This window comes from [Clostridium] hylemonae DSM 15053 (assembly GCF_008281175.1).
GTDB classification, from domain to species: domain Bacteria; phylum Bacillota; class Clostridia; order Lachnospirales; family Lachnospiraceae; genus Extibacter; species Extibacter hylemonae.
The window spans coordinates 1,488,991-1,504,506 of record NZ_CP036524.1; the positions used below are offsets into that span (position 1 = coordinate 1,488,991).

General features: G+C 50.6%; 13 protein-coding genes. 8 read left to right on the forward strand and 5 right to left on the reverse strand.

Annotated elements, in window-relative coordinates:
* The first annotated feature begins 132 nt into the window (after positions 1–132).
* The 8 genes from pap to LAJLEIBI_RS06875 all read left to right on the forward strand — a co-directional run bounded on the left by pap (position 133) and on the right by LAJLEIBI_RS06875 (position 9,988).
* Positions 133–1,677 carry a polyphosphate:AMP phosphotransferase gene (pap, locus tag LAJLEIBI_RS06840; protein WP_040435179.1) on the forward strand — a complete coding sequence of 515 codons (1,545 nt, stop codon included), beginning with the start codon at positions 133–135 and terminating at the stop codon, positions 1,675–1,677.
* Positions 1,674–2,696 (forward strand): DUF2804 domain-containing protein, encoded by a 1,023-nt coding sequence (locus LAJLEIBI_RS06845; RefSeq protein WP_006443911.1) that lies wholly within the window; start codon positions 1,674–1,676, stop codon positions 2,694–2,696. The genes pap and LAJLEIBI_RS06845 overlap by 4 nt, the downstream gene beginning before the upstream one ends.
* Positions 2,697–2,714: 18 nt before the next feature.
* Positions 2,715–3,722: a deoxyguanosinetriphosphate triphosphohydrolase gene (locus LAJLEIBI_RS06850; RefSeq protein ID WP_006443912.1), complete on the forward strand. Its 1,008-nt coding sequence runs from the start codon at positions 2,715–2,717 to the stop codon at positions 3,720–3,722.
* Positions 3,723–3,827: 105 nt separating this feature from the next.
* Positions 3,828–5,597, forward strand: coding sequence for a DNA primase (dnaG, locus tag LAJLEIBI_RS06855; protein WP_006443914.1), 1,770 nt, complete (start codon positions 3,828–3,830; stop codon positions 5,595–5,597).
* Positions 5,598–5,636: 39 nt separating this feature from the next.
* Positions 5,637–6,749 (forward strand): RNA polymerase sigma factor RpoD, encoded by a 1,113-nt coding sequence (gene rpoD, locus LAJLEIBI_RS06860; protein WP_006443915.1) that lies wholly within the window; start codon positions 5,637–5,639, stop codon positions 6,747–6,749.
* Between the two features lie 13 nt (positions 6,750–6,762).
* The gene (locus LAJLEIBI_RS06865; protein WP_006443916.1) at positions 6,763–7,458 is read left to right on the forward strand and encodes a tRNA (adenine(22)-N(1))-methyltransferase; all 696 of its coding nucleotides are present in this window, start codon (positions 6,763–6,765) and stop codon (positions 7,456–7,458) included.
* Positions 7,459–7,471: 13 nt separating this feature from the next.
* Positions 7,472–8,251: a Nif3-like dinuclear metal center hexameric protein gene (locus LAJLEIBI_RS06870; protein ID WP_006443917.1), complete on the forward strand. Its 780-nt coding sequence runs from the start codon at positions 7,472–7,474 to the stop codon at positions 8,249–8,251.
* A gap of 69 nt (positions 8,252–8,320) precedes the next feature.
* Complete coding sequence (locus tag LAJLEIBI_RS06875) at positions 8,321–9,988, forward strand: nucleoside kinase (protein ID WP_006443918.1); 1,668 nt, start codon at positions 8,321–8,323, stop codon at positions 9,986–9,988.
* A gap of 30 nt (positions 9,989–10,018) precedes the next feature.
* On the opposite strand, the gene LAJLEIBI_RS06880 is transcribed toward LAJLEIBI_RS06875, so the two are convergent.
* The 5 genes from LAJLEIBI_RS06880 to LAJLEIBI_RS06900 are packed head-to-tail and all read right to left on the reverse strand — an operon-like array spanning position 10,019 to position 15,243.
* The gene (locus LAJLEIBI_RS06880) at positions 10,019–10,894 is read right to left on the reverse strand and encodes an RluA family pseudouridine synthase (protein WP_006443919.1); all 876 of its coding nucleotides are present in this window, start codon (positions 10,892–10,894) and stop codon (positions 10,019–10,021) included.
* A 13-nt stretch (positions 10,895–10,907) separates the two neighbouring features.
* Positions 10,908–12,788, reverse strand: a complete 1,881-nt coding sequence (locus LAJLEIBI_RS06885) for an extracellular solute-binding protein (RefSeq protein WP_006443920.1) — start codon at positions 12,786–12,788, stop codon at positions 10,908–10,910.
* Positions 12,788–13,597: an ABC transporter permease gene (locus LAJLEIBI_RS06890; protein WP_040435684.1), complete on the reverse strand. Its 810-nt coding sequence runs from the start codon at positions 13,595–13,597 to the stop codon at positions 12,788–12,790. The genes LAJLEIBI_RS06885 and LAJLEIBI_RS06890 overlap by 1 nt, the downstream gene beginning before the upstream one ends.
* Before the next feature lie 10 nt (positions 13,598–13,607).
* The gene (locus LAJLEIBI_RS06895) at positions 13,608–14,681 is read right to left on the reverse strand and encodes an ABC transporter ATP-binding protein (RefSeq protein WP_006443922.1); all 1,074 of its coding nucleotides are present in this window, start codon (positions 14,679–14,681) and stop codon (positions 13,608–13,610) included.
* A gap of 22 nt (positions 14,682–14,703) precedes the next feature.
* Positions 14,704–15,243, reverse strand: coding sequence for a helix-turn-helix domain-containing protein (locus LAJLEIBI_RS06900; RefSeq protein ID WP_040435181.1), 540 nt, complete (start codon positions 15,241–15,243; stop codon positions 14,704–14,706).
* Between the last annotated feature and the right edge of the window lie 273 nt (positions 15,244–15,516).

Consider the following 15,516-nt stretch of genomic DNA (forward strand, 5'->3'; position numbering starts at 1 on the left):
AAAAAATGTAATAAAAAGTCTAACATTATGCATCGTATAGTGTATAATGAAGTTAAATAACTGAAATTGCGAAAGGGGTCAGACCCCTGCTGCGCGAGGGGTCTGACCCCTATGAAAAATGGAGGGATTTGTATGCTGGAGAAGTTGGATTTAACGAAATCGTTGAGTAAGTCTGAATATAAGGACAAGATGTTGGAGTTGGAGCCAAAACTCGGTAAACTGCAGCGGGAGTGCCGGGAACTTGGGATTCCGGTCATGATCGCATTTGAAGGTTACGGGGCGGCAGGCAAGGGCGTACAGATCGGGGAGCTCATTCAGGCATTGGACCCGAGAGGTTTTGAGGTGCACGCGGTGAAGAATGAGACGCAGGAGGAACGGATGCATCCGTTCCTGTGGAGATTTTGGACGAAAATGCCATCCAGCGGGCGGATCGCGATCTATGACAGCACGTGGTACCGCAAGGTACTCGTTGACCGTTTTGACAAGAAGACGAAGAAGAAGGAATTGTCCGCAGCTTATGATTCGATCTGCTCTTTTGAGCAGCAGCTGGCGGATGACGGCATGGTGCTCATTAAGATCTTTCTTGCCATTGACAGGAAGGAGCAGAAGAAGCGGTTCGAGAAGCTGCTGGAATCGCAGGAGACGGCGTGGAGAGTCAGCAAAGGGGACTTAAAGCGCAATAAGGAATTCGCACGCTATGAAAAGATGAACGAAGATATGCTGGCCCGCACAGACACGGATTATGCGCCATGGAATATCGTGGAGGCTACGGACCGCAGATTTGCGGCGGCCAAGATATATTCCATCGTCATCCAGGCGCTGTCGGAACGCATTGACTGTGTGAAAAGAGCACAGGAAGAAAAAGAAAATGTGAAGGTATATACGTCAGAAGACCTGCAGGAAATGAGCAAAGAAGAGGCCGGGAAGGATAAAAAGCTCGGGGAGTCCATTCTGGCAAAGGCAGATCTGAGCCTTTCCTACAGCAAGGAAGAGTATAAAAAGAGGCTCGATAAGCTGCAGAGTAAAATGGCAAAGCTGCACGGAGAGCTGTACCGGAGGCGGATTCCGGTAGTGCTTGGATTTGAAGGATGGGATGCCGGCGGCAAAGGCGGGGCGATTAAACGTCTCACAGCCAGGATGGACCCGCGGGGGTATGTTGTCCATCCGACGGCGTCCCCAAACGATATCGAAAAGGCACATCACTATCTGTGGAGGTTCTGGACAGCAATGCCGAAGGCCGGACACGTCACCATCTTTGACCGCACATGGTACGGCAGAGTGATGGTTGAGCGGATCGAAGGATTCTGTACGAGAGCAGAGTGGCAGAGAGCTTATAAAGAGATAAATGACATGGAGAAAGACCTTACAGATGCGGGGACGGTCGTAATAAAATTCTGGATGCAGATCGACAAGGATGAACAGGAACGCAGATTCAAAGCGCGTCAGGAGAATCCGGAGAAAGAGTGGAAAATAACAGAGGAAGACTGGAGAAACCGGGAGAAATGGGACCAGTACGAGGAGGCAGTCAACGAGATGCTCATACGTACGTCTACCCCAAAGGCACCATGGGTCGTCGTGGAGGGAAACTGTAAGTATTACGCCAGGATAAAAGTTCTGGAAACAGTAGTGGACGCCATAGAAAAGCGTCTTGCGTCGGAAAAGAGGGATGGCAGATGAGAAATCACGAAGTGACAAAAAGACAGCCGCTTCTGAGGGAAGACGGCACTCTCACCGAACCGGGATGGTCAAAAAAGCTCTTGCAGCAGTATGACAGAAGCCGGATCAAGGCGCCGAAGTTCAGGATCAAAGAGTGGGATTATTATCTTGTGCTGAATGAAGAGTTTGCGGGGGCTTTCACCATATCAGACGATGGTTACATCGGGCTCCAGTCCGTATCTCTGCTCAACTTTAAAGAAGGGTGGGAGCATACGGAGACGATCCTGAACCCATTTCCGATGGGGCGGTTTGCGCTTCCGCCCACCTCGGAGGCAGGGGATACCTCATACAGAGATAAACGCCTTCAGATGCGGTTTCTTGTCTCGAAAGGGCAGCGGCGCATCGTGTGCGATTTTGACAGATTTTATGACGGAAAGCCGTTTTCCTGCGATATACTGCTGCATCAGCCTGAGATGGACACAATGGTGATCGCCACGCCCTGGAAAGAGAAAAAGACTGCCTTTTATTATAATCAGAAAATCAACTGTATGAGAGCGGAGGGCACCATGCAGTACGACGGAAGAACTTACACATTTGCGCCGGAGACGGATTACGGGACATTGGACTGGGGCCGGGGCGTGTGGACGTATGACAACAGGTGGTACTGGGGATCCGGCAACATGACGGTGGACGGAGTACCTTTTGGATTCAATATTGGATATGGATTTGGTGATACGAGGGCGGCTTCGGAAAATATGTTATTTTACGGCGGGATCTGTCATAAATTAGAGGATGTAACATTCCACATTCCGGAAGGCGGTTATATGAAGCCGTGGAAGTTCACGTCGAGCGACGGACGGTTTGAGATGGACTTTACACCTGTCCTTGACCGTGCGGCCAAAACATCGGCGCTTGTCATCGTGACAGACCAGCATCAGGTGTTCGGCAGGATGAGCGGCAGGGCCGTTCTCGATGACGGTAAAGTGATAGAGGTGAAAGATATGATGTGCTTTGCGGAAGACGTACATAACAGGTATTAAAGGAGCGGAGGATAGAGGATGACGATCAGGGAACAGCTGGAACTAAGAGAAATTGAATACTTGAGCCCGTATGCAGCGCTCAGCAAGGACTCCGGCGGCAGGAAGAAGGAAGAGGAGGAATGCGATATCCGCCCCGTTTTCCAGAGGGACAGGGACAGAATCCTTCACTGTAAGGCATTCCGGAGACTGAAGCAGAAGACACAGGTATTTCTGCTTCCAAAAGGAGATCATTACCGTACGAGGCTCACCCACACACTGGAAGTTTCGCAGAATGCCCGGACGGTGGCAAAAGCACTGCGGCTGAATGAGGATCTGGTGGAGGCGATTGCGCTCGGCCATGATCTTGGGCACACACCTTTCGGCCATGCAGGAGAGCGGGCGCTGAACGAGGTGAATCCGGCCGGATTCCGCCACAACGAGCAGAGTGTAAGGGTGGTGGAATGTCTGGAGAAGCAGGGCGAGGGACTGAATCTCACAACGGAAGTCCTCGACGGGATCCTGAACCATAAGTCCAGCGGAAGGCCCCGGACGCTGGAGGGGCAGATCGTACAGCTCTCAGACAAGATCGCCTATATCAACCACGACATAGATGACGCTGTCCGGGGCGGGATCTTAAAGGAGGAAGACATTCCGGCCAAATACACGGATATTCTCGGAAATTCTACAAAAGTACGGCTCGATACGATGATCCACAATGTTATCACAAACAGTATGGACCAGCCGAAGATAAGCATGTCTCCGGATGTGAGAGAGGCGACCCTTGGGCTGCGCAGATTTATGTTCGAGAACGTATACCAGAATCCGACAGCGAAGGGCGAAGAAGTCAAGGCTGTCAATATGATCACAAACCTGTATGAGTATTATATAAGACATCTAAAGCTGCTGCCGGAACAGTATCTGTCCATGATGGAAGAAAGCGGTGAGAGCAGGGAACAGATCGTGTGTGATTACATTGCCGGGATGACGGATACATATGCGGTAAAGAAGTTTGAAGAATTTTTTGTACCGGAATCTTGGAAAATTTAAAGGAAATCAAGTGGTTTTGTCGAATACTATATATGAGGACATTTTTACCCGGGGCAGTTTAAATGTATCTGCCCCGGGTATCTCAGTGTATATATAGGAGGAACGATGTATTATTCAGATGATCTGATCGAAGAAGTGAGAGCGAAAAATGACATAGTAGATGTGATTTCAGGTTATGTGAAACTGCAGAAAAAAGGAAGTTCCTATTTTGGTTTATGTCCGTTCCATAATGAAAAGTCACCGTCTTTTTCTGTCAGCAGGCAGAAGCAGATGTACTATTGCTTCGGGTGCGGCGCCGGAGGCAATGTATTTACGTTTATAATGGAATATGAAAACTATACGTTTCTGGAAGCGCTCCGCTATCTGGCAGAGCGTGCCGGTGTCGAACTGCCTGAGCAGGACGAGTCCGAAGAATCAAGGAAAAAGGCCGGTGTAAGGTCGACGCTTCTGGAGATCAACAAGCTGGCGGCACAGTTTTATTACGCGCAGCTGAAAGATCCAAGGGGAGAGCACGCGCTCAGCTATCTGAAGCAAAGGGAGCTGAGCGATGAGACGATACGGGCGTTCGGCCTTGGGTATTCCGGCAAGTCGGGAAAAGAACTGTACAGATACCTGAAGTCTAAAGGATACTCGGATGACATATTGTTTAAGGCGGGACTGATCGCGTTTAATGAGAAAAGCGGTCCGTATGACAAGTTCTGGAACCGTGTCATGTTCCCGATCATGGATGCCAACAGTAAAGTCATAGGCTTCGGAGGACGGGTGATGGGCGACGGACAGCCGAAGTATCTCAACTCCCCGGAGACGATGATATTTGATAAGAGCAGGAACCTGTACGGACTCAACAGGGCAAGAACATTCAGAAAACCATATTTTCTGCTCTGTGAAGGGTATATGGATGTCATATCTCTGCATCAGGCCGGGTTCGGCAATGCGGTTGCTTCGCTCGGAACAGCGCTCACCTCGGGACATGCGTCCCTGATCCGCAGATATGTGGAGGAAGTATATCTTACTTATGACAGCGATGAGGCAGGGACGAAAGCCGCGCTCAGGGCCGCGCCCATCCTGAAAGAGGCGGGGATCACCGCCAGGGTGATCCGCATGGAGCCATACAAAGACCCGGACGAATTCATAAAGAATATGGGAGCTGAGGCCTTTGAGGAGCGGATCGGCAAGGCGCGCAACGGATTTATGTTCGGGCTGGAAGTGCTGGAAAAGCAGTATGACATGAAAACGCCGGAAGGCAAGACAGAGTTCATGCGGGAGGCGGCGACACGTCTTACTGAATTTGACGAAGAGATCGAACGGAATAATTACATAGAAGCAGTGGCCGGCGCGTACCACGTCGGGTATGAAGATTTGAGAAAGCTGGTAGGGCGCATGGCGGTCCAGAAAGGACTTGCGAAACCTGTCGTGAGAGCGAAGACGGCTTCCGGCCGTGAGAAGGAGAACGGGATCGTCAAATCCCAGAAAATACTGCTCACCTGGCTGATCGAGGAAGAAACCATTTTCCGGCAGATAGAGAAATATATCAAGCCTTCCGATTTTACGGGAGAGCTGTACCGGACAGTCGCACAGCTGTTGTACGAACAATACGAGGCGGGGGAGGTAAACCCGGCGAAGCTTATGAATCACTTCACGGATGAGGAAGAACACCGGGAGGTTGCAGGCCTGTTCCACACGAAGATAAAAGAGCTTTCCACCGCGGCAGAGCAGGAAAAAGCACTGAAGGAGACGGTAATGCGGGTGAAGAGCCACAGCATCGAGGAGGCCACGCACAATCTGGAGCCTGCGGATATCCAGGGTCTGCAGCGGCTGATGGAAGACAAAAGAGCCCTGCAGGACCTTGAAAAACTGCATATTTCTGTCAATTAAGGATAAAATATAAACAAGCAATGAGAGGATGGACACTACATGGAAGAAAACACAGTGAAATTTGAGGAGAAATTAAAAGAACTCGTATCTCTTGGAAAAAAGAAGAAAAGTATTCTGGAGCTTCAGGAGATCAACGATTTCTTCTCTGACATGGAACTTGAATCTGAACAGATGGAAAGAGTGTTTGAACATCTGGAAGCGAACAACATTGACGTGCTGAGAATCAGCGGGGATGACGATGATATTGACGATGCGGATATCATAATCTCCGAGGAGGATGAAGTAGACGTCGAAAAAATAGATCTTTCTGTTCCGGATGGGATCAGTATTGAAGATCCGGTCCGCATGTACCTGAAAGAGATCGGTAAAGTTCCGCTTCTCACGGCGGATGAGGAAGTAGACCTTGCAAAGAGGATGGCAGACGGGGATGAGGAGGCCAAGAAGAGACTCGCCGAGGCGAATCTGCGTCTCGTAGTCAGTATCGCCAAGCGTTACGTGGGCCGGGGCATGCTGTTTCTCGATCTGATCCAGGAAGGAAACCTGGGCCTTATTAAAGCCGTGGAAAAGTTTGACTATCATAAAGGGTTTAAGTTCAGTACGTATGCCACATGGTGGATCCGCCAGGCGATCACGAGAGCCATTGCCGACCAGGCGAGAACGATCCGTATTCCGGTCCATATGGTGGAGACGATCAATAAGCTGATCCGTGTGTCCAGACAATTACTGCAGGAGCTGGGGAGAGAACCTACGCCGGAGGAGATCGCGGCCGAGCTGGACATGCCGGTAGAGCGGGTCAGGGAGATCCTTAAGATCTCCCAGGAGCCGGTGTCTCTCGAGACGCCGATCGGCGAGGAGGAGGACAGCCATCTCGGTGATTTCATACAGGACGACAACGTCCCCGTGCCGGCGGAAGCAGCGGCTCAGACGCTTCTGAAAGAGCAGCTGGACGAGGTGCTGGATACTTTGACGGAGAGGGAGCAGAAGGTCCTCCGGCTGAGATTCGGCATGAATGATGGACGGGCCCGTACGCTGGAGGAAGTCGGCAAGGAATTTGACGTCACAAGAGAACGTATCCGCCAGATCGAGGCGAAAGCACTTAGAAAGCTGCGTCATCCGAGCCGCAGCAGAAAATTAAGAGATTATCTGGATTAAGAAAGAGGCGCCTATGGAACTATCAAAAAGACTGCGTGCAGTAGCCGGTCTTGTGACAGAGGGCGCCTCTGTTGCAGACATCGGAACTGACCACGGGTATATACCTATTTATCTCGCCGCGCACGGGACCGCCGGGAAGGTGATCGCCTCGGATATCAATGAAGGGCCGCTTGAGAGGGCCAGAATACATATACAGGGACAAAAAGATGTATGCGGAAAGATTGAGACGAGACGGTCGGACGGCCTTAAAGCCATAAAGCCCGGGGAGGCTGATACAATGATAGCCGCGGGAATGGGCGGAGGACTCATCATCCGTATACTGGAAGAAGGAAAGGACGTGACAGAGCAGATGAAAGACCTTATCCTCCAGCCTCAGTCCGAGGCCGGGAAGGTGCGCAGTTATCTGAACGGCCACGGCTTTGTCATTGTAGAAGAGGATATGGTGGAGGAAGAAGGAAAATACTATCCCATGATGCGGGCGGAGCACGGAACAGCCGGCACATATACAGAGACTGAGCTTTGTTACGGAAAGCTGCTCCTGGAACAGCGGCATCCCGTATTAAGAGAATATCTGCTGAGGGAACAGCGTATAAAAAGGGATATAGAAGTACAGCTGGGTGAAAGCGAAAGTGAGCGCTCAGCAAAGCGGAGGAAAGAGCTTGAAAAAGAAAGAAAGCTGATACAGAACGCGCTTGAATATTATAGATAGAGGAGGAGAGGGCATGCGGTGTAAAGAAATCATAGACCTGATCGAGAAAAAGTATTCTCCGGAGTACGCGCTTGAGTGGGATAACGTGGGACTGCTTGCAGGCAGAGACGACAAGGAAGTGAGGCGTATCTACGTGGCGCTGGATGCGACAGACGAGGTTGTGGATGCGGCGGCAGAGCAGGGAGCAGATATGCTCATCACACATCATCCCCTCATTTTCGGCGCGGTAAAGCGGGTGACAAACGAGGATTTTATCGGGCGGCGGATGATCAAAATGCTGCAGAATGACATATCTTATTATGCGATGCATACGAATTATGATGTGCTCGGCATGGCGGAGCTGTCCGGAAAGATGCTCGATCTTCATGACGCGGAAGTTCTGGAAGTGACGAGAGACGACGGGCATCCTGAAGGGATCGGCAGAGTGGCAGACCTGAAAGAGGCCATACCGCTCAGAGAGTGTGCCGGATACGTAAAGGACTGCTTTCACCTCGGGCCGGTCAAAGTATTCGGGAAACTGGAGCAGAAGGTGAAAAGGATCGCCATATCACCGGGCGCGGGAAAAAGCATGACGGGCGCGGCGCTCCGCAAAAAGGCGGATGTGCTCATCACCGGAGACATTGACCATCACACGGGCATTGACGCTGTGGCAGACGGGCTCTGTATCATTGATGCCGGACATTATGGTGTGGAACATATTTTTATCGGTGATATGAAACGGTATCTGGAAGAAAATACTGAGCATATAGATATAACAGCAGCGCCTATACAGCATCCGTTCGAGATCATATAAACTCTGTGTCCCTGGGCGTACAGCGCGGACGCCGGAAAGGCACACTTTCTATTAAAAGAGGAGGAAGATATGGATAAAGAAATGTACAGCGTACAGATAGGGGAGGAAATAAAGCGTTATGAGCGCGGAACTACATATGAACGGATCGCTCAGGAATATCAGAAAGATTATCCTTATGATATCGTGCTCGTATTCGTGAACGGACGGCTTCAGGAACTGTATAAGACGCTGAACTCCGACGCTGTGATAAGCTTTGTGACAACGGCTGACAATATCGGCCACAAGACGTACAAGAGAAGTATGAGCCTGATGCTTGTAAAAGCTGTCTATGACGTGGCCAACCACGAGGCGATCGACAAGGTCCGGATCCACTATGCGGTGAGTAAGGGCTATTACTGCACGATAGAGGGAGACATTGAACTAAATGAAGAGTTCCTTGATAAAGTAGAGGCACGTATGTACGAGATGGTCGAGATGAATATGCCCATTCAGAAGAGAAGTATCCATACGGACGACGCTGTAGCGCTCTTCCGCCAGCACGGGATGCGGGATAAGGAGCGTCTGTTTGAATACCGGAGAGTGTCAAAGGTCAATATATACAGCATGAATGAATTTGAAGATTATTATTACGGATACATGGTGCCGAGCGCCGGGTATCTGAAATATTTTAAACTGTACCTGTATGACGAGGGCTTTGTCATCCAGATGCCGGTGGAAGAGGCGCCGGATATCGTCCCTCCTTTTGAGCCTCAGAACAAGCTGTTCCAGGTGCTGAAGGAATCTACAAAGTGGGGGGATATACAGGGAATAGAGACGGTAGGAGCATTGAATGACAAGATAACCAAAAGCGACGTTCGTGAAGTGGTGCTTGTGCAGGAGGCCATGCAGGAAAAGAAGATCGCGGAGATCGCATCCGAGATCGCAGGCCGCCCGGAAATAAAGTTTGTACTTATCGCCGGTCCGTCCTCTTCCGGAAAGACGACATTTTCCCACAGGCTCTCGATCCAGCTTCGTGCAAATGGACTCGTGCCCCATCCGATAGCTGTGGACAATTATTTTGTGGAACGGGAGAACAATCCGAAGGACGCGGACGGGAATTATGATTTTGAATGTCTTGAGGCTGTGGACGTAGAGCTGTTTAACAGACAGCTCCGGCAGCTGACAGAAGGAAAAGAAGTGATCATCCCCAACTTTAACTTCGTGACAGGACACAAAGAGTATACGAACAAACCGAAGAAGCTCGGCGCAAACGACGTGCTCGTGATAGAAGGGATCCACTGTCTGAATCCGAAGCTTACCGAACAGCTGGCAGATGAGAACAAGTATAAGATATACATCAGCGGCCTGACCCAGCTTAATATCGATGAGCATAACCGGATCCCGACCACAGACGGAAGACTCATACGGAGGATCGTGCGTGACGCAAGAACGCGCGGATCGTCCGCCCGAAGGACGATCAGTATGTGGCCGTCCGTGAGAAGGGGAGAGGAACAGAATATATTTCCGTTCCAGGAAGAGGCAGACGTAATGTTCAACTCTGCCCTCATCTACGAGCTGGCCGTCCTGAAGCCGTATGTAGAGGCGCTTCTGTTTGGCATTGAGAAAGACTGCGTGGAATATATAGAGGCAAAAAGACTTTTGAAATTTCTCGATTATTTTGTCGGGATCGGAAGTGAATATGTGCCGACAAACTCTCTGCTGAGAGAATTTATCGGCGGCGGCTGCTTTAACCTGTAAGGAACGTAACGCGGGGCGGCAGAAGGATGGTCACAGTCTCATATCATCCGGCAGGGGGGACTCAAAGTCCATAAGTCTACCCGTGACCGGGTGCGGGAAAGTAAGCCGGCAGGAGTGAAGCGCCTGCCGGCTTATTATCGTATAGTCCGGGTGATAGAGAAAGTCGCCCGGGAGCGGATGGCCGATATGCTTCAGATGGACGCGGATCTGGTGCGTGCGCCCGGTATCAAGCGTGACGGACAGGAGGGAATACCCTTTCCGGTAGTCCAGCCGTCTGTAATGTGTGCAGGCATATTCACCGTTTGTTTCATCTACGCACCGTTCGATCGTGGAGCGGGAACGGCGGGCGATGGGGGCGGTGATCGTGCCCTCAGAAGGGGTCAGCCCCTCTGCCAGCGCCAGGTATTCCCGGTGGATGCGCCGCTCTTTGATCATGGCATACAGTATGGAAGCGCTGAGCATGTGCTTTGCGACGATGAGCAGTCCGCTCGTATTCTTGTCCAGGCGGTTGATGCAGCGGTAGGTAAAGGGGATGCCCCGGCGGCTGTAATAACAGACAAGGGCGTTGGCCAGTGTGTTGTCATGATTGCCCTGGGACGGCTGGGTCGGCATGCCTGCAGGTTTGTCAATGACGAGCAGGTCTTCATCTTCATAAATGATATGCAGGGGAAGGGAAACCGGCGCAATGCCGGCGGAGCCTTCCTTTTCCTCTATCGTGACCGTCAATCTGTCGCCGCATCTCAGCTTGTCACAGGTCCTGGCCCACGCGCCGCCGCGGCAGATTCCGTCCGGAGTGTGCTTCAGGTGGGTGATGACAGTATGAGAATATCCCCGGCTTTTCAGAAAGCCGAGGATATCCGTTCCGTCATATTCTTTTGGAATGCAGTAGTCAAGGATCCGTTTCATAGTGCACCTCTTGTCACTTGGATTTTACTTCGCGCCACAGTTCATTGTATATGGCATCGTTTTCATCACCAAGGAACCGGAACGTCTCACACCGCTCCAGGTCTTTTTCGGGGGGAAAGGCTATCGGGTTGTCCCGGAGCGCTTCGTCCTCGATCAGGGCGCGCCCGCCCACATTAGGGGTGGAGTAGGTGATATAATCGAAGTTCATTTTGGCGATGTCCGGCCGGCACAGGAAATTGATGAACTTTTCGGCATTTTCCTTGTGCTTTGCATTTTTCGGGATGACCCAGGAATCGATCCAGACGTTGGAGCCTTCTTTTGGAATTACATATTCCAGATCCGGGTTTTCCCACTGCGTGTATATGGCTTCCCCGGAATAGATAACCCCGATGGCCGCCTCATTGCCGATCATCTTATCGCGCACCTGGTCTATGACATAGGCCTGCACGAGCGGCTTTTGCTCGATCAGCAGCTTTTTGGCTGCCTCCAGCTCATCCAGATCCGTGGAATTTAACGAGTAGCCGAGATATTTCAGTGTGATCCCGAAGGCGTCACGGACGCTGTCCTGCATCAGTATACTGTCTTTGTATGTTTCATCCCACAGCACGCTCCAGCTGTCGATCGGTTCATCGACCATCTTCTTATTGTACAGAATGCCGACGGTGCCCCACGTGTAGGGGACGGAATATTTGTTTTCAGGGTCAAACTGGCGGGACATGTCCATATACGTATCCCCGATTTCTTTTATATTGGGGACATTGTCAAAATTGATCTCTGCCAGCAGGTCGTTTTCAAGCATACGCTGTATCATATAGTCCGAAGGGCAGACTACATCGTAGGCGATCGCGCCGGACTGTATCTTCGGATACATGATCTCGTTTGTCTCATATTCTTCATATACGACATCAATGCCCGTCTCTTCCTCAAATATGGTAATCGCATCAGGGTCCAGATATTCCCCCCAGTTGTAGACGATAACCTGATCAGCGCCGCCCGTATCCGCCCTGGAACCGTAGAAAACGCCGCCTACGATCACGACGGCCGCCATCATGACCGGCACAACCTTGCGGAAAAGGAAACGGCTTATCTTATGCCTGCGCCGCGGTTTTTCGGGTATCCGCCCGCGCACCTGCTTCTCCTCGGGCGCTATATTTACGAGGACGAGCAGGAGAAGTACGGTGACAAACATGATGGTGGACAGGGCGTACATCTCCGGTTTGATCCCCTTGCGCACTTCACTGTATATTTTGGTAGACAGGGTGTCCACGCCCGGTCCCTTTGTAAAATGTGTGATGATGAAATCATCCAGCGACATTGTGAAGGCCAGGAGAAATCCGGAGGACACTCCCGGAAGGATATCTGGAAAAACGACTTTAAAAAACGCATGGACAGGGGACGCGCCCAGATCCAGCGCCGCTTCATAGGTGCTCTTATTCGTCTGCTTCAGCTTCGGGGTGACGCTCAATATGACATACGGGATATTGAACGTTATATGGGCAAATAAAATCGTTGAAAAGCCGAGGGAGAAGCGGAACGCGATGAACAGAAGCATAAGGGAGATACCAGTCACGATATCCGCGTTCAGCATCGGTATGTTCGTGACCCCCATCATAAATGTACGGAACTTACTTCTGAGCGCCTGTATCCCGATCGCCGCGGCTGTTCCGATAACCGTTGCGATCAGAGCGGAGAGCAGGGCGATGATGAGCGTCGTATATAAGGCGTTCATGATCTGTTCATTGCGAAACAGTTCCACATACCATTTTGTTGTAAATCCTCCCCATTTCGAGCGGGACTTGGACGCATTGAAGGAAAGTATCATCAAGGTCACGATCGGCGCATAGAGAAGGATGAGGATCAAGGTGAGATAGACTCTCTGTAATACACTTTTCATCAAAACGCAGTTCCCTCCCCGTCTTTGTCATATTTGGCGATGAGCGCCATGCTTATGATAATAAATACCATCAGTACGAGTGAAAGCCCGGAACCGACGTGCCAGTTGCTTCCCTGCTTGAACTCCTGCTCGATGACGTTGCCGATCAGCAGTATCTTGCTCCCTCCGAGCAGGTCGGAGATGACGAAGGTAGTGAGCGCCGGGACAAACACCATGGTGACTCCGCTGATGATGCCCGGGACGCTGAGGGGTAGTATGATGCGCAGAAACGTCTGCACGTTGTTGGCGCCAAGGTCCCGTGCGGCGGCAATGATATCCTTGTCGATCTTCGACAGTACGTTATAGATCGGCAGCACCATAAACGGCAGAAAATTATACACCATGCCGAGCACAATGGCATAAGGCGTATTGATGATATCCAGCGACGGAAGGTGCAGGAATTCGAGGACAACGTTGATAATGCCGTTCTTTTCCAGCAGATTCTGCCATGCCAGTGTCCGCAGAAGGAAGTTCATCCACATGGGAAGGATGAAGATGAGTACGATAAAGCTTTGCTGGTTCACGCCGAGATTCGTAAGGATCATGGAGAGCGGGTAGGCGAGTATAAGGCAGAAGACCGTGCTGATAAAGGAGAGCAGCAGAGCCAGCCCGAGCGCTTTTAAGTTCTCCGGCGTTGTTATCCTGGCGATATTCAGCAGAGTAAAGCCCCCGTTTTTGTCCGTGAGACCATAGTACAGGATCATGAGCAGGGGAATGATGATGAAGGCTGCACACCAGAACATGTACGGTCCTGCCAGCAGCTGTTTCATTTTCTTGTGTTTATTCTTCAATGGTTACCGCCTCCGCATCTTCAGATTCTGGTTTTTTCATTATCTGTATATCAAAAGGGTCCACCTGGATTCCTACCTCAGTGCCGACAGGAACCATGTCCGTACTGTGCACGAGCCATTCAAAATTGTTGGCCGTTACCTCCATCTCATAATGGACTCCCTTGAAGATAAGATGCGTCACGACACCTTCGATAATACCGTCTTCCGGCTTTACAAGGTCAATATCTTCAGGACGGATGACGGCATCCACCGGTTTGTTTTTTCCGAAACCGATATCCACGCACGGGAAGTTTGCGCCGAGTATTTTTACGAGCTTATCCTGGACCATTGTGGCGGGGAGAATATTGCTCTCTCCGATAAAGTCGGCCACAAAGGCGTTCTTAGGCTCGTTGTATATGTCCTCAGGCGTACCGATCTGCTGTATATATCCCTGGTTCATGACGACGATAGTGTCGGACATGGTCAGCGCCTCCTCCTGGTCATGTGTGACATATACAAAAGTGATGCCGAGCTCATTTTTCAGCCGGATCAGTTCATACTGCATATCCTGGCGCAGCTTTAGGTCGAGCGCGCCGAGCGGTTCGTCGAGAAGGAGCACTTTCGGCTCATTTACGATGGCCCGTGCGATGGCGATCCGCTGCTGCTGGCCGCCGCTTAAGGAGTCAGGCGTGCGGTCCTCAAAGCCTTCCAGATTGACTAGCTTCAGAGCGTAGCGGATCTTATCATTGATATAAGACCTGGTCTTTCCTTTGATCTTCAGGCCGAACGCAATATTTTCTGCGATCGTCATATTGGTAAACAGGGCATATTTCTGAAATACGGTGTTCAGCTGGCGTTTGTTCGGCGCAAGGTCCGTAATATTCTTTCCGTCAAAAATAACCTTCCCGGTGTCGGGAGACTCAAACCCTCCGATGATCCTAAGCAGAGTAGTCTTGCCGCAGCCGCTCGGACCGAGCAGTGTCAGAAATTCATTTTCCCTTATATACAGGTTCAGGTCATCGAGTACAAGGTTATCCCCGAAAGATTTTGAGACATTTACAATATCAATTAATTTGTTAGACATAGTTTCCTCCTGGTTTGTATATTTAAAAGCTGGGCGGGGTGCTTACCCATATGATGACTGCCCCTGTCGTTCTGCTTCCTTCTATATAATGCTCAGAGTGCGGGGTAAAATAAAATGCCTCCCCCTTTTTGGCGCCGTACACTTTCTTGCCGACATGGATCTTAATGCTCCCCTTCAGTACATAACCGAATTCCTCGCCCTCGTGGGGAACATCCAGATACGTGGAACCGCCCGGTTCAAGTGTAAGCCGGATAGGTTCCATCATATTTTTCTGTGCATTGGGGATGATCCATTCCGTCTTGTTCTTAAGGTCGGTATCTATCTTTTCAAAATAATCTTCATCGTGGAAGACGATCTGTTCTTCCGGGTCCTCGCTGAAGAATTCATTGATCGTCGTACCGAGCACCTGCAGCAGATCTACGAGCGTGGCGATGGAAGGTGACGTAAGATCCCTCTCAAGCTGTGAGATAAATCCTTTAGAAAGCTCGGCCCGGTCCGCCAGCTCTTCCTGTGTAAGGTCCTTGGCGATACGCAGTTCTTTCAGTTTTTTTCCGATATCCATAACGGTCCTCCGCGAAACTATGATTGTAAAAGTAAAAATAAACATAAAGTTTAGTATTTCTTAACTCACATGCAAAATCTATTATACTATATCTACCCGAAAGTTCAACATTTTTTTGCATATTTGTGGGAATTTTGTTGGGGATTTTTGGGAGTTGGGGGTGGACGGCAGATGGTATGGATGCGCGCGGGTGTGGAAGGACGCTCCGGCAGGCGGGAAGCCGTAACTGCAGAGCGGACCGGAAAGCAGACAACCGAGCCTATTCGGAATGAA

Bases quoted from the DNA above. Each gene is read 5' to 3' on its own strand.
- dnaG (WP_006443914.1), top strand. From the start codon at position 3,828: ATGTATTATTCAGATGATCTGATCGAAGAAGTGAGAGCGAAAAATGAC.
- LAJLEIBI_RS06895 (WP_006443922.1), bottom strand. From the start codon at position 14,681: ATGTCTAACAAATTAATTGATATTGTAAATGTCTCAAAATCTTTCGGG.
- LAJLEIBI_RS06890 (WP_040435684.1), bottom strand. From the start codon at position 13,597: ATGAAACAGCTGCTGGCAGGACCGTACATGTTCTGGTGTGCAGCCTTC.
- pap (WP_040435179.1), top strand. From the start codon at position 133: ATGCTGGAGAAGTTGGATTTAACGAAATCGTTGAGTAAGTCTGAATAT.
- LAJLEIBI_RS06845 (WP_006443911.1), top strand. From the start codon at position 1,674: ATGAGAAATCACGAAGTGACAAAAAGACAGCCGCTTCTGAGGGAAGAC.
- LAJLEIBI_RS06885 (WP_006443920.1), bottom strand. From the start codon at position 12,788: ATGAAAAGTGTATTACAGAGAGTCTATCTCACCTTGATCCTCATCCTT.
- LAJLEIBI_RS06880 (WP_006443919.1), bottom strand. From the start codon at position 10,894: ATGAAACGGATCCTTGACTACTGCATTCCAAAAGAATATGACGGAACG.
- LAJLEIBI_RS06875 (WP_006443918.1), top strand. From the start codon at position 8,321: ATGGATAAAGAAATGTACAGCGTACAGATAGGGGAGGAAATAAAGCGT.
- LAJLEIBI_RS06900 (WP_040435181.1), bottom strand. From the start codon at position 15,243: ATGGATATCGGAAAAAAACTGAAAGAACTGCGTATCGCCAAGGACCTT.
- LAJLEIBI_RS06850 (WP_006443912.1), top strand. From the start codon at position 2,715: ATGACGATCAGGGAACAGCTGGAACTAAGAGAAATTGAATACTTGAGC.
- LAJLEIBI_RS06870 (WP_006443917.1), top strand. From the start codon at position 7,472: ATGCGGTGTAAAGAAATCATAGACCTGATCGAGAAAAAGTATTCTCCG.
- rpoD (WP_006443915.1), top strand. From the start codon at position 5,637: ATGGAAGAAAACACAGTGAAATTTGAGGAGAAATTAAAAGAACTCGTA.
- LAJLEIBI_RS06865 (WP_006443916.1), top strand. From the start codon at position 6,763: ATGGAACTATCAAAAAGACTGCGTGCAGTAGCCGGTCTTGTGACAGAG.